The sequence below is a fragment of the Pseudomonas sp. GL-B-26 genome (genome assembly GCF_019947405.1).
Lineage (GTDB): Bacteria > Pseudomonadota > Gammaproteobacteria > Pseudomonadales > Pseudomonadaceae > Aquipseudomonas.
Genome location: NZ_JAGYGJ010000057.1, coordinates 1 through 13350 on the forward strand (window position 1 = coordinate 1; position 13350 = coordinate 13350).

A 13350-nucleotide genomic window follows, 5' to 3' on the forward strand; every position below is an offset into this window, starting at 1 on the left:
GAGCATTGGAACCACCTGATCCCATCCCGAACTCAGCAGTGAAACGATGCATCGCCGATGGTAGTGTGGGGTTTCCCCATGTGAGAGTAGGTCATCGTCAAGATTAAATTCCGAAACCCCTATCTGCATCTGCAGGTAGGGGTTTTGTTTTAGTAGAAGTCACCCATTTTGCTGGCACGTTACGCTGTAACGGGCCGGTCACAGAATTTCTTGACGACCATAGAGCATTGGAACCACCTGATCCCATCCCGAACTCAGCAGTGAAACGATGCATCGCCGATGGTAGTGTGGGGTTTCCCCATGTGAGAGTAGGTCATCGTCAAGATTGAATTCCAAAACCCCTGTCTGCTAACGCAGACAGGGGTTTTGTCGTTATGGGCTCGCTAAACGCCGGTTCACCGCGCCGATTCAGCGACAAGTTATCCACAGGCATCACTGCTCATACCGAAGCACGTAGAAGAGATACAGCCGGTCGGCCACATAGCGCTCCATTGATCGCAGAGACAAACCCATTTGCTTAGCGTTGGTGGGTAAACCCTTCGCACTGCGCGAGCAGAGACGCCTGACGCACGTTCGGCTTCAGGCCTTCGAGCATGCAGGCAATACTTTCCAGCAACTCAAGCACTAATGCCCGCGCTTCGACACTCGCGGGGCGGACTAGGGCAAATGGGCAATGGTTTCCAGGTAGGCGCGTTCGTTTTTTCACACCGCCAATGGTCGATCACCAGGCACGGGCGATCGTTCGCACAAAGGCGCGGGAAATTTGCAACTGCTGTACGAACTACCGCTACCACAAAAGGATTGATCAGCCGCTCTGGCACGCCGTTCGGCGGGTATCTGACAGGAATGCCGACCATTTCGTACAAACGCCTAAGTTTTCTCCGGTTTGTGCCGACAGCCTGATAAGACATGCGTGCACCAAAGTAGAGCGGCCACAGAGCCCTGCCTGCGCTGTTACATGGAATGTTGCAACCCGGAACGCATCCCCACTTTTTGCATAAGAAGTCCCATGAAATGAATCTCAAATTCAGTCATAAAATCCTTCTGGCCGCCTCCGGCGTCGTGGTGCTGGCTTTTGCGTTGTTCACTTTGTACAACGACTATCTGCAGCGAAACACCATCCGTCAAAACCTTGAATCGAGCGTCCAGCAGGCCGGCGATCTGACCGCCAGCAGCGTGCAGAACTGGATGAGCGGCCGCGTGCTGGTGCTGGAAAACCTCGCGCAAAACGTCGCCCATCAAGGTGCCAATGCCGACCTCCCGGGGCTGGTCAGTCAACCGGCCCTGACCTCGAACTTCCAGTTCACCTACGTTGGCCAGTCCAACGGTGTATTCACTCAGCGCCCAGACGCGAAGATGCCTGACGGTTACGACCCGCGTCAGCGTCCCTGGTACAAACAGGCCGTGGCTGCCGACAAGACCATGCTGACCCCGCCTTACATGGCCGCCGTCGGTGGGCTGGTGGTGACCATCGCCCTGCCGGTGAAAAAGAACGGCGAGTTGCTCGGCGTGGTCGGTGGTGACCTGAGCCTGGAAACGCTGGTGAAGATCATCAACTCGGTGGACTTCGGTGGTATCGGCCACGCATTCCTGGTCAGTGCCGACGGTCAGGTGATCGTCAGCCCGGACAAGGACCAGGTAATGAAAAACCTGAAGGACATCTACTCGAACGCCGGCGTGCGCATCGAGAAGGGCAATCAGGAAGTCACCCTGAACAAGCAGGACCGTATCCTTTCGTTTACTCCGGTCAGTGGTTTGCCGAATGCCGAGTGGTACATCGGTCTGTCGATCGACAAGGACAAGGCCTACGCACCCCTCAGCCAGTTCCGTACTTCTGCGCTGATCGCGATGTTCATCGCCGTGACGGCCATTGCCGTGCTGCTGAGCCTGCTGATCAACGTGCTGATGCGTCCGCTGACCACCATGGGTCGTGCGATGCAGGACATCGCTCAAGGCGAGGGCGACCTGACCCGACGTCTGGCCGTGGAAAGCAAAGACGAGTTCGGTGAGCTGGGCGGTTCGTTCAACCAGTTCGTGGAGCGAATTCACGCGTCGATTTCCGAAGTGTCGTCGGCAACCCGCCAGGTTCACGACCTGTCGCAACGGGTGATGGCTTCGTCCAACGCCTCGATCGTCGGCTCCGACGAGCAAAGCGCCCGCACCAACAGTGTGGCCGCGGCGATCAACCAGTTGGGCGCCGCCACCCAGGAAATCGCCCGCAACGCCGCCGATGCTTCCCAGCACGCCAGCGGCGCGAGCGAGCAGGCCGATGATGGTCGTCAGGTGGTGGAGAAAACCATTCTGGCGATGACCGAGTTGTCGCAGAAAATCAGCCTGTCCTGCACGCAGATCGAAACCCTGAACGCCAGCACCGACAACATCGGGCACATTCTGGATGTGATCAAAGGCATCTCTCAGCAGACCAACTTGCTCGCGCTCAACGCGGCCATCGAAGCGGCCCGCGCCGGTGAAGCCGGTCGTGGTTTTGCGGTGGTGGCGGACGAGGTGCGCAACCTCGCTCACCGTACTCAGGAATCGGCGGAGGAGATCCACAAGATGATCACCTCGCTGCAGATCGGTTCTCGTGAAGCGGTGACGACCATGAACGCCAGTCAGGTCTCCAGCGAGCAGAGCGTCGAAGTGGCGAACCAGGCCGGTCTGCGTCTGGTCAGCGTGACCCAGCGCATCGGCGAAATCGATGGCATGAACCAGTCGGTGGCCGCGGCGACCGAAGAGCAGACGGCGGTCGTGGAAACTCTCAACGTCGACGTTAACCAGATCAACCTGCTGAACCAGCAGAGCGTGGCCAACCTCAATGAAACGTTGAAGGATTGCGATGCGTTGTCCCTGCAGGCGAACCGGTTGAAGCAGTTGGTCGACAGCTTCAAAATCTGATCAAACGATGTAAAAGAAGCCCGCTGTGGAGTCATCCACAGCGGGCTTTTTCATGCCCTACGCAAACAGCTTCAACACATTGTTCATCGAGTCATCGGCAAAGCCCTGCACGAAATCCGTGAACCCCGGCAACGCCTCGGCGCCGCCCTGTGCGGGTTCGGCGATGATGGTCCAGGTCGCTCGGGATTTACCCGCGCCCAGCGGTTCGACACTCATCGCCGCCCACAAATTGGCCACGCCCAAGGTGTTGTAAATCGTGGTCCAGGTCATGTTCAGCGCCTGGTCATCCCGGGAGTTGAGTTGCTCGACCACCAGGTTGCCGTCCTTGAAGAATTTCTTGCGCAGGGACGACACGCCTTCGCCGGTCATCTCGATGTGCGACAGCGCCGGAATGAATTGATCGAAGCCGGCAAAGTTACCGACCACTGCCCAGACCTTCCTGGCATCGGCCGGCACTTCCACCGAAGACACGACGTGGCAGCCTTGAGGGTTTTTGATCAGGGTGTCGGGTTGTAGGGTTTTCATGGTTTTGCTCCGGTTGAGTGAATCAGATGAAGTTGATTTCTTTGAGGTAGTCGCAGCCGCGCCGCAGCAGCGCCGGGGATTTTTCCGGGTAATGCGCGCCCATCTGCCGTACGCCCGCCTGGGCGTTGGCGTGGCCGATCATTGAGATGTCGCCGATGTCTTCCTCGAAGCCGTTCAGGTAGAAACCAAGCACGCCGAACAACGCGTTGTCGCTGTCGACCCGGCCCAGTTGCTGCTGCCAGTCGGCGACGCTGACCATGGAAAACTCCCGACCCGCCTCACGGAATGACGCGACGTAGTTGTCCCAGCTCAGAGGTTCGGGGTTGTGCAGGTTGAACACCGCTTTTTCGGATGAATAACGGCTGGCGTGGAAGGCGATGAATCGGGCCAGAAAGTCCACCGGCATCAGGTCGAAATTCAGCGCGAATTCCGGCACCTGGCCGAGCTGGATCGAGCCTTTGAGCATCAGCATCAAGCGGTTTTTATGCGGCTGGCAGACACCCGTGAGGCTGTTGAAACTGATGTTGCCGGGGCGATAAAGATTGACCCATACGCCACGTTCGCGAGCGCGTTCGAGGATCCGCTCACCGACCCATTTGGACAGGTTGTAGCCGTTCTTGATGTAGATCGGCGGGGTCTGCGCGGCGGGCAATTCCAGCACCCGGCCATCGGCGGCAATCGTGCTGGAAGCCGAGAGCGTCGAGACGAAGTTGAAGATCTTCTTGCTGCGCCCTTCGCACAACCGAAGGCACTCGAAAATCGGCTCGACGTTGTCCCGCGCCAGCGACTCGTAATCGAGTACGTGATTGACGTTGGCGGCGTTATGCACCAACGCACCGAACTGCCGATCCAGTCGCTCGTAAACATCCGCTTCGAGCCCCAATGACGGACGCGTAATGTCCGCCGCATAAACCCGCACCCGACTCAGGTCCAGATGCTCCAGACGGTTTTCTCGCAGTGCATGGGCAAACCGCTCGGCCGCCGATTGCCCACCGCCGTCGCGCACCAGGCAGGCGACTTCGCTGGCGCCCCAGGCGAGCAACGCTTCGACGATGTGCACGCCGACAAAGCTGTTGGCGCCGGTAACGATCACCTTGTGCACATCGCCCATGCGGTTGACTGGCAACGGCTGGATATCCAGTTCGCGGAAGGCATCGGCCAAGGCTTTTTCGCTCAATACTTCTTCGGTACCGGAGCCGCGCACCAAGGTCGCCAACTTCGCGATGGTCGGCAATTCGATGAAGCGGTTGATCGAGATGCTGCGACCGAACTCTTCCCGCAACCGCAAGAGCATGCGCGACAGCAGGATCGAGTGGCCGCCCAGGTTGAAGAAACTTTCGTCGGTGGAAATATCGCTGGCCGGCAGCTCCAGCAGCTCGGCCCAGATCTCCAACAGCAACGCCTCATCGGCACTGGCGGGCAAGCGCCGCAGCGTGTTTTCGGACACATTCACAGGCATTGCCAGCAGCGCCTTGCGGTCGACTTTGCCGTTGCTGGCGAACGGCATGTTCGGAAGTTCGGTCCACGCTGTGGGCTGCATGTAATCCGGCAGAAACTGTGTCGCGTGAGCTTTCAGCGCTTCCCGAGCGGTGCCGGGTTGATCCTCCTGAGGCTGCGCGAGGAAGGCCAGAATCCGGCGCTGGCTGTCGATAACCACCGCCACCTGGCGGTACAACTGACTGTCACGCAGGCAGCGTTCGATCTCTTCCGGCTCGACCCGGAAGCCGCGAATCTTCACCTGATTGTCGCGCCGCCCGCACAGCTCGATGCCGTCGCGCGTCCACTTCGCCATGTCGCCGGTGCGGTAGGCGCGCAGGCTCTGACCATTCGGCAAATTCAGATTCAGATAACGTTCGGCAGTCTGTTGCGGGTTGTTCAGGTAGCCCAGGCACACGCCCGGCCCGACGATGTACAACTCACCGATGGTCTGCTCGGCCACCGGTTGAAAATCCTCATCGAGAATCAGCACCTGACTGTTGGCGATAGGCGCGCCGAGGGTGCGGTTGCTGTCGCCGGTGCGCAGTTGCCGCGCGGTAATCAACACTGTCGCTTCGGTAGGGCCATAGAGGTTGTAGAGGTTGCCCTGACGGGTGAGCTGCTCGATGACGTAGGGTTCGCAGACATCGCCGCCGGTCATCACGTGATCGAGGCAGTGCAATTGATCCAGCGGCAGGATGCTCAACAACGCCGGCGGCAAAAAGGCGTGGCTCAGTTGTTGATGGCGGATCAGCTCGACCAGTTGCAACGGATCGCGGCGCTGATCGTCGCCGGGCACGATCAGCTCGGCGCCCTGGAGCAGGGTCGGGAAGATATCGATCAGCGACGAGTCGAAACTCAACGACGAAAACTGCAGTACCCGGCTCTGTTCGGTCAGCTGCACATAGTCGGCGTACCACGCGGTGAAGTGCGCGAGGTTGGCCTGGCTGAGCAATACGCCTTTGGGATGGCCGGTGGTGCCCGAGGTATAGAGCGCCATGCACGGCGCATCTGGATCGGGTCGTTGGCGCATCAAGGGTTGATCGAGATCCACGTCACCGATGTCGATGCGGCTGATGTCGAGTCCCGGCATTTGCGCCGCGAGCGGATGCTCACCGTCATGCAGCAAAAACATTGCCCCGGCGTTTTCCAGAATGTACTGCTGACGTTGCAGGGGATGACTCGGCTCCAGCGGCAAGTACACCGCGCCACTGCCAAGAATCGCGAGAATTCCCGCATACAACGCGCTGCATTTTGGCAGGCAGATCCCGATCACCAACGGCCCGTGATGCTGAGCGAGCAACGGCTGCAAACGTTGCTGGATGGCGCGGCTGTGGGCGTGCAAGTGCCGATAGTTCAGAGACGTGCCGGCAATGTTCAGCGCGGGTCGTTCGGCACACTGGATGAAGCGCTGCTCAAGGCGCTCGATCATCGGGATTTGGCTGAGCGCCAGCAGCGCGGGTGCCGCCGTGAGATTGAGCTGATGGAAAAACGCGAGGTTCTCCAAGTAGAGCAGATTTTCCACGTGCTCGAAGCAAGTGGGAGCAGCAGGGCCGGCCAATAGAAAATAGTCGGCATCGCGAGAGAAACGGCTGACCAGTAGCGCTACGTGATCGACCAGTTCTGCCACTGCACGCAGGCGCAATGCCTGACCGTTGCCCGAAGGTTCATCGGTGATCGGCACGCGAGTGAACAGCGTTGAACCGTACGTGCACAGCAGGTCCAGCGGCGGCAGGCCAGAAATCCCAGGCACACCGATACCCAGTTGCAGCGTCAGTCGCGGTGCATCGCCGACGTATTGAACCGGCAGGCTGGCGTCGTCGATCAGCAAATCAGCGTTACTCAGCGGCTGCTCGTCGACAGCCTTCAGGCGCACCAGAGAATGACCGTGTTGTTCAAGTTCCAGCGCCAGGTCGGTCAAGGCCTGGCTGTGTCCAATGAGCAGAATGTCGAGACGTCTCATGATGGGCTCCTCGTTAAACCAGGTAATCGCTGAGGGCGTCTTGCACGCACGGCGAATCGAGCAGCGAACTGCTTCGGAAAAACCGCACGATGTTGGCGACCAGCGGGTGATGGCGATTGATCGGGAAGGCCAGCCCCGAGACTTCGCTCTTCAGTGCGTGGCGTGCGCCATCGCTGATCTGCAAGGACTCGATCAGCCGGAAGTCGAACGATTTCTGAATGTCGTTGGTCAGGTAATGGCCGATGAACACCGGCAGGATGTGCGCGATGCAGCGGCGGTCGTCTTCGCTCGCGGTGTGCCAGTAGATGCGCACCAGCCGCGCCCAGAATCCGGAGTGGCGACCTTCGTCGAGCAAGTGGTCGGCCATCAGGCCCTTGATCGACTGCTTGACCGTGTCGTCCTTGGCGAACGCCGCGACATCGCCGGTCACGGTGTTCTCGGCGATGGCCACGCAGATCAATTCCACGGCGCTGCGCAGGTGTTCCGGCGCGAGCGCCACGGCCGCTGGAATGGCTCGGCTGAGTTCGATTTCATCCGGCAGTTCGATGGGCGTGATGCCGGTCATGGCGACGGTCTGTTGCATGAAGTCCATCGCCACGAGTGCGTGGTAATCCTCGTCCACCACCACGGTCATGGCGTCGTAGCGGCAGGCAAACGGGAAGGCCACGGCGAAGCGATTCTTGGCGATGCTGCGGGCGGTCTTGTCGACGATTTCGGTTTCGAAGATCACCACGTCGTTGATGAATTTGTAGAGCGTCTGCACCAGCGCAAAGTCGCGCTGCTCCGGGCATTCGCGCAGGAAGGTTTCGCTCAGCACCAACGGTTGGCGGCTCAACGGGTAGATCAGCTTGTCGTCGTTTTCCAGCACGCGCCGGGGGCGGGTACGGATGGTCGCGCGGCTTTCCCAGGCATCGGCGAAGGATTGGTAGTCGGCGGCGTTCATGCATTCACCTCGGCAACCGGTTCGCTCATGCTCAGGCGCAGGCCGTCCCACAGCGCGATGCGGCTTTCCACGGCAGCGATGGCGCTGGCGTAGACGTCTTCTTCGCGTTGCGGATCGCCATTGACCAGTCGGGCGAGGAGTTTTTCAGCGGCGGGGCCGTGGTCTTCGGAATCGACTTCGATGTGCCGTTCGAGGTAGTAACGGAAGGTCGGCGCCTGTTCGATGCCGATGCCCCAGTCATCAAGAATTCGCTGGAACATCTGCGGGATGACGCTCTCGCGACCATGCAGAAATGCCGCCGCAACGCTGTGCCCCGGCGCATGCAACGCGGTGTGCAACGTGTTGCGCACGAACTGCGCTGCCGCCGGATCGACGTCCACGCTTTGCAGTGCCACGTCGTAACTCACGCCTTCTTTTTGCAGCGCGACGAAGCGTTCGACCACCACCGTGCTGGCGCCAACTTCGCGCATGGCATCCAGGTACAACTCGAAATGGCTGTAGTGACCGTGAGCCGGACGATCATCGGACTCTTCACCCAGCACGATCTCGTTGATCAAACGCGCCGCCTGCGGATCTCGCGGTGGCAGCCAGGGTAGCTGGACGCAGGTCAGTTCCTGTTGCAGGCGTTTGGTCAGTGACATGAAATCCCATACCGCAAACACATGGGTTTCCATGAAACGTTGCAATACCGACATTGAGTTGATTTCAGAAAAGATCGGATGAGCGCTAAGTTCTGCTTTCTTCTGGTTGAGACGGTCTTTAGTCGGTTTCATGGGCGAGCCTATAAGTGAATTGGATATACCGTTGCGGTTTAATGAATAAGCGATCGTCAGTTAAAGCTTTTCGCTGGCGAGCGGAGGCCTCAAGCGAATTGATGTGGGTAAGTTGCAATGCGTCGTTAAGTGACGGCCGGGCGCCTGTATTGAAGGCGGCGGAGAAAAACTAATACATGAATAAAGTGTCGGGCAAGTTATTTTTATATTATTTGAAAGTTTAACTTTCTGGCGCGCGACAAGTTCCAATAAAACTTTTCATTTGAGTTTCATTTGGATGCAGTTACTCCTTCCGGCTTATATAAGTCAGAATTAAAATAAAGAGTGAATGCCTCACTCGAAGCAACTTTCTAACTGAGTCGTTGAAGTGAATTGAGGGGGCGGAAGTTGACTGGGATCAACGTCGGTTCTTCCTTTCCCGTGGCAAGACTCCTTCCGTAGGTTCTTGGTGCGGGGACTGCTCCGCTCGTGCGGTGCGTCGCCCGTTCATTATTTGTTGGCAGCCCAAGAGTGAGCGTAAATCACGACAGCCGCTATCACCGGCGCGTCATCGACTCGGAGTCATTGTTGGTTTTGAGAGGGGTAAATCGAGGGCAGGGCTTTGGAGAGGGGCGCAGCGCAGCGCGGCAAGCGAGAACGAGCAGTTCGATCTGCTCGCTCAGGCTTGCCGGCGCAGTTTACCTGGAGGTTTTCTTGTTCAGCGCTTCGGGGCTGTTGAGGTAGCGGGTGATGACCTCGACGCCCCGGTTGAGGTGTTGTTCGAGCAACTTCACTGCGCGCTCGACGTCCCGGTCTTCGACGGCCTGCAACAGCGCCCGGTGATCTTCCTGGGACAGTTTGCCCAGGCCCATGGCTTCCAGGTTGAAGCGCAGGAAACGCTCCTCTTCGTTCAGTCCGTCTTCCACCAGCCTCAATAGCCGTTGGTTCGGCGCCTTGCAGTACAGCGCCATGTGGAAAAGCCGATTGAGCCGGCCGATTTCGGTGTAGTTGTTTTCTGTTTCCAGTTCGTCGATGTAGCGGGCAGCCTGTTCGAAATCCTCATTGACCATTAACGGGATCGACAGGCGCAACGCTTCGGATTCCAGCAGGATCCGCAGCGCGTAGGTTTCCACGGCATCGCCCTGAACCAGCGGTGCGACCACGGCGCCTTTATGGGCGATGACGTTGAGCAGCGCCTGGGCTTCGAGCTGGCGCAAGGCTTCGCGCACCGGCATGCGGCTGACACCGAAAAGATCGGCCAAATCTTGCTGACGCAGGGCGGTGCCGCAGGGTATGCGACCGTCGAGAATGGCCGAACGCAGGGTTTCTTCGATCACCGAGCGTGCCAGGTGAGCGGGAATCGGCCCGTTGACCTTGATGCTGTTCAGAGGATTGGGCTTCTGTGTCACAACTACGCACCCTGTTTGACTGAAATGAATTTGGATCCACGAGGACCCTAGTGACTGCCTGACAGGTTGTCAAACGGACAAAAGGTCGCCCTGACCTGGCCACGGTGTTTTTAATGACACCTGCCATACAAAGTTTAGCGCGCCAGCAGTGATCTCACCGTGCCATTGTCTTTTACCGGGCTAACCTGCACCATCGACCGATTTCCACCTGCCTGACCTGGATGCCTCGCATTGGCGGTACGTTTCGCGATCCCTCGGACTTTGCGCTGGCTGTGCTGCGCGTTGCTGCTGGCCGGCGTTATGCTGGGCGGGCTGCATGCCGATTGGGATTTTTCGCTGATCAGCCGTCGCGCGCAGGCATTGTACGGGCCATTGGGCGAAGGACAGCCACGCATTGATGCCTGGCAGCACTTATTGGTCACGCAAAAGCAAGTCGGCGAGCTGGAACAGCTTGAAGTGGTCAACCAGTTCTTCAATAAGCAGATGCGTTACGAGGAAGACATCGACCTGTGGCACGAGGTCGATTATTGGGAAACACCCATCGAGGCCCTGTGGAAGGGCGCCGGCGATTGCGAAGATTACGCGATCGCCAAGTATTTCAGCCTGCGTCATCTCGGCGTTGCCAGCGACAAGCTGCGCATCACGTACGTCAAGGCCTTGCGCCTGAATCGGGCGCACATGGTGTTGACCTACTACTCAAGCCCCGAGGCCATGCCGCTGGTACTCGACAGCCTGATCGATGCGATCAAACCGGCCAGCCAGCGAACCGATTTGCTGCCGGTCTACTCTTTTAATGCCGAAGGGTTGTGGTTGCCGGGCGCCAAGGGCAACAAGAAAGTCGGTGACACCAAACGCCTGTCTCGTTGGCAGGATGTGTTGAAGAAAATGCAGGCCGAAGGTTTCCCAGTCGAGACGACTAACTAGGAGCACGCGCTCAGATGTCCTTGTTCAAACAGCTGTTGATCGCTATCTGTCTGTTCCTGGTAATCGCCTTCACCGGTAGCTTCGTGGTCAGCCTGGAAAGCTCGCGCACCCAATACGTCAACCAGTTGCGCTCCCACGCCCAGGATGCCGCGACAGCATTGGCACTGTCCCTGACACCGAACATCGACGATCCGGCGATGGTCGAGTTGCTGGTCAGTTCGATCTTCGACAGCGGTTATTACGCGAGCATCCGCGTGGTCGACCTCAAGACCGATCAGACCATCGTCGAGCGCAGCGGCATTCCAGCGGTGAACAATGTGCCGGACTGGTTCGTCAAGATGATCGGGCTGGAGGCGGCCGGTGGTGATGCCCTCGTCAGCCGTGGCTGGGAGCAGGCGGCGCGGGTCGAGGTGGTCAGTCACCCGATGTTCGCGTTGGCCAAACTCTGGCAGAGCGCGCTGGGCAGTCTTGGCTGGTTACTGATCTGCGGGGCGGTGAGCGCGGTGCTGGGCGCGCTGTTGTTGCGCCGGCAACTGAAGCCGCTGGATTACATGGTCAAGCAATCCCACGCCATCGCTCGCCGCGAATTCCTCAGCCTGCCGCAACTGCCGCGCACGCCGGAACTGCGCCGCGTGGTGCAGGCCATGAACCAGATGGTCGAGAAGCTTAAAGCGCTGTTCCAGGAACAGGCCGAGCGCAGTGAAAAGCTGCGGGCCGAGTCCTATCAGGACAACCTGACGGGGCTGGCCAACCGTCGTTATTTCGAAATGCAACTGAACGCCCGAGTGAGCAATCCGGAGCAGGCGAGTTCCGGTTATTTGCTGCTATTACGGGTCAGGGACCTGGCCGGGTTGAACCAGCGGTTGGGCGGTCAACGCACTGACCAGTTGTTGAAAGCGGTTGGCGAGCAGTTGTCCCGAGAGTGCGCCAAATACCCGGAAACCCTGAACCTCGTGACGCGGATTCGCGGCGGCGAGTTCGCCGTGCTGGCGCCGGGGCTGGTGCGTGAAGAAGCGTTGCAACTGGCGCAGAACCTCGACAGCGCGTTGGCAAGCCTGCACGCGACGGGCGCCACCGACGTGGCCTCGGTGGCCTCGATCGGGCTGGCGCCGTTTGTTTATGGCGACTCCCCGCAAGCGGTGCTCGGGCTGGGCGATCAGGCGTTGGCTCAGGCGGAAAGCCAGGGCGATTCGAGCTGGGTCTGCCTGGATCACAGTGCGTCGGCCAGCGTCGGCGACGACCATCATGCCTGGCACAACTTACTGGAACAGGCGTTGAACGAGCAGCGCTTCGAGCTGTATTTCCAGCCGGTGGTGGCCGCCCAGGACACGCAGTTGGTGCTGCATCACAAGGTGCTGTCGCGTTTGATCGACGACGAGGGCCAGACCATTCCCGCCGGGCGCTTCCTGCCGTGGCTCGAGCGCTTTGGCTGGACCGCGCGGCTTGATCGGCTGATGTTGGAGCTGGTACTTGAGCAGATGGCCGACCATAAAGAGTCGCTGGCGCTGAACTTGTCTTCAGCGACGCTGGCCGATCCGCAGGCACTGAATAAAGTCTTCGACATCCTGCGTCAGCATTCGGATCTCGGGGCGCGATTGACCCTGGAAATCGGCGAGGAGCAGTTGCCGGAGCAAGCCATGCTGGAAGAGCTGACGCGACGTCTGCACGAACTCGGGTTCTCCCTGAGCCTGCAACGCTTTGGCGGGCGCTTCAGCATGATCGGCAACCTGGCGCGGCTTGGGTTGGCGTATCTGAAGATCGACGGCAGTTACATCCGGGCGATTGATCAGGAGAGCGACAAGCGCCTGTTCATCGAGGCGATTCAGCGGGCGGCGCACAGCATTGATTTGCCGTTGATTGCCGAGCGGGTCGAGACGGAAGGAGAGTTGGTGGTGATTCGTGAGATGGGGTTGTATGGGGTTCAGGGGCAGTTGTTTGGTGAGCCGAAGCCTTGGCAGTAACCTACCGATCGCTCCCACGCTCAGCGTGGGAGCGATCGGTCTGAGGCGTTAGATCAACCCCGTCTCATCATCATCGATCAATTGACTCAACCCACCCAACGCCTCACGGGCCTGAGTCCGGTCCATCAGCTTGGCTTGTGCGGCCGGCGGCAGGTCGGTGACGCGGATCACCCCCTTGCTGGTCAACACCTGGATCAAGTCGTCGAGTACCCGGATCATTTCCAGGTCGCTCTGCTTGAGTTGTTTGAGGCTGGTTTCCACTACTTCATTGGCATACCAGGCCTGGATTTCATGGTGGTCGGCCGGCAGTGTTTCCGTGGCCTCGGCGTAGGCCGTGGCTTCCACGCGCACTAACTGACCTTGCGCATCGCGTTGCACGTAGAACATTGAACATCCCTCGGAAATGGACCGGCGTCATGCTGTCAGCAGCATAGGCCAACTGGACGCGAGTATGCGGTGCGGCGACGAAATCGTCACCGGGATGTTGGGCGCAAACGTGACG

9 protein-coding genes, 2 rRNA genes and 1 pseudogene are annotated in these 13350 nt (G+C 59.2%); 5 read left to right on the top strand and 7 right to left on the bottom strand.

Features of this window, described 5'->3' with window-relative positions; all coding sequences use genetic code 11:
- Positions 1-103 (top strand): 5S ribosomal RNA (gene rrf, locus KGB23_RS26440); the annotation flags it as partial.
- Between the two features lie 106 nt (positions 104-209).
- A 5S ribosomal RNA gene (gene rrf, locus KGB23_RS26445) occupies positions 210-325 on the top strand.
- A gap of 107 nt (positions 326-432) precedes the next feature.
- Here the strand turns inward: rrf (KGB23_RS26445) and KGB23_RS26450 are convergent.
- Positions 433-772, bottom strand: a pseudogene (locus KGB23_RS26450) (RNA polymerase subunit sigma); the annotation flags it as partial.
- Positions 773-1014: 242 nt separating this feature from the next.
- Between KGB23_RS26450 and KGB23_RS26455 the strand changes: the two are divergent.
- Complete coding sequence (locus KGB23_RS26455) at positions 1015-2895, top strand: methyl-accepting chemotaxis protein (protein WP_223433168.1); 1881 nt, start codon at positions 1015-1017, stop codon at positions 2893-2895.
- Between the two features lie 57 nt (positions 2896-2952).
- Here the strand turns inward: KGB23_RS26455 and KGB23_RS26460 are convergent, their stop codons facing one another.
- The 5 genes from KGB23_RS26460 to KGB23_RS26480 form a co-directional block, all read right to left on the bottom strand.
- On the bottom strand, positions 2953-3420 hold the full coding sequence (locus tag KGB23_RS26460; protein WP_223433169.1) for an SRPBCC family protein: 468 nt from the start codon (positions 3418-3420) through the stop codon (positions 2953-2955).
- Positions 3421-3442: 22 nt separating this feature from the next.
- Positions 3443-6859 (bottom strand): non-ribosomal peptide synthetase, encoded by a 3417-nt coding sequence (locus KGB23_RS26465; protein WP_223433170.1) that lies wholly within the window; start codon positions 6857-6859, stop codon positions 3443-3445.
- Between the two features lie 13 nt (positions 6860-6872).
- Positions 6873-7802, bottom strand: coding sequence for a diiron oxygenase (locus tag KGB23_RS26470; RefSeq protein WP_223433171.1), 930 nt, complete (start codon positions 7800-7802; stop codon positions 6873-6875).
- A complete protein-coding gene (locus KGB23_RS26475; protein ID WP_150656920.1) occupies positions 7799-8575 on the bottom strand; it encodes a DUF3050 domain-containing protein in 777 nt (258 codons plus the stop codon). The genes KGB23_RS26470 and KGB23_RS26475 overlap by 4 nt, the downstream gene beginning before the upstream one ends.
- A gap of 677 nt (positions 8576-9252) precedes the next feature.
- The gene (locus KGB23_RS26480; protein WP_223433172.1) at positions 9253-9963 is read right to left on the bottom strand and encodes a GntR family transcriptional regulator; all 711 of its coding nucleotides are present in this window, start codon (positions 9961-9963) and stop codon (positions 9253-9255) included.
- A 231-nt stretch (positions 9964-10194) separates the two neighbouring features.
- Here KGB23_RS26480 and lapG point away from each other — a divergent pair, with 231 nt between their 5' ends.
- Entirely contained in the window at positions 10195-10887 is a 693-nt protein-coding gene (lapG, locus tag KGB23_RS26485; RefSeq protein WP_223433173.1) for a cysteine protease LapG, read from the top strand.
- A gap of 14 nt (positions 10888-10901) precedes the next feature.
- The gene (gene lapD / locus KGB23_RS26490) at positions 10902-12848 is read left to right on the top strand and encodes a cyclic di-GMP receptor LapD (protein ID WP_223433174.1); all 1947 of its coding nucleotides are present in this window, start codon (positions 10902-10904) and stop codon (positions 12846-12848) included.
- 48 nt (positions 12849-12896) lie between these two features.
- On the opposite strand, the gene KGB23_RS26495 is transcribed toward lapD, so the two are convergent.
- The gene (locus KGB23_RS26495; RefSeq protein WP_123369205.1) at positions 12897-13235 is read right to left on the bottom strand and encodes a tryptophan synthase subunit beta; all 339 of its coding nucleotides are present in this window, start codon (positions 13233-13235) and stop codon (positions 12897-12899) included.
- Positions 13236-13350: the final 115 nt, after the last annotated feature.

Bases quoted from the DNA above. Each gene is read 5' to 3' on its own strand.
- KGB23_RS26455 (WP_223433168.1), top strand. From the start codon at position 1,015: ATGAATCTCAAATTCAGTCATAAAATCCTTCTGGCCGCCTCCGGCGTC.
- KGB23_RS26460 (WP_223433169.1), bottom strand. From the start codon at position 3,420: ATGAAAACCCTACAACCCGACACCCTGATCAAAAACCCTCAAGGCTGC.
- KGB23_RS26465 (WP_223433170.1), bottom strand. From the start codon at position 6,859: ATGAGACGTCTCGACATTCTGCTCATTGGACACAGCCAGGCCTTGACC.
- KGB23_RS26470 (WP_223433171.1), bottom strand. From the start codon at position 7,802: ATGAACGCCGCCGACTACCAATCCTTCGCCGATGCCTGGGAAAGCCGC.
- KGB23_RS26475 (WP_150656920.1), bottom strand. From the start codon at position 8,575: ATGAAACCGACTAAAGACCGTCTCAACCAGAAGAAAGCAGAACTTAGC.
- lapD (WP_223433174.1), top strand. From the start codon at position 10,902: ATGTCCTTGTTCAAACAGCTGTTGATCGCTATCTGTCTGTTCCTGGTA.
- KGB23_RS26495 (WP_123369205.1), bottom strand. From the start codon at position 13,235: ATGTTCTACGTGCAACGCGATGCGCAAGGTCAGTTAGTGCGCGTGGAA.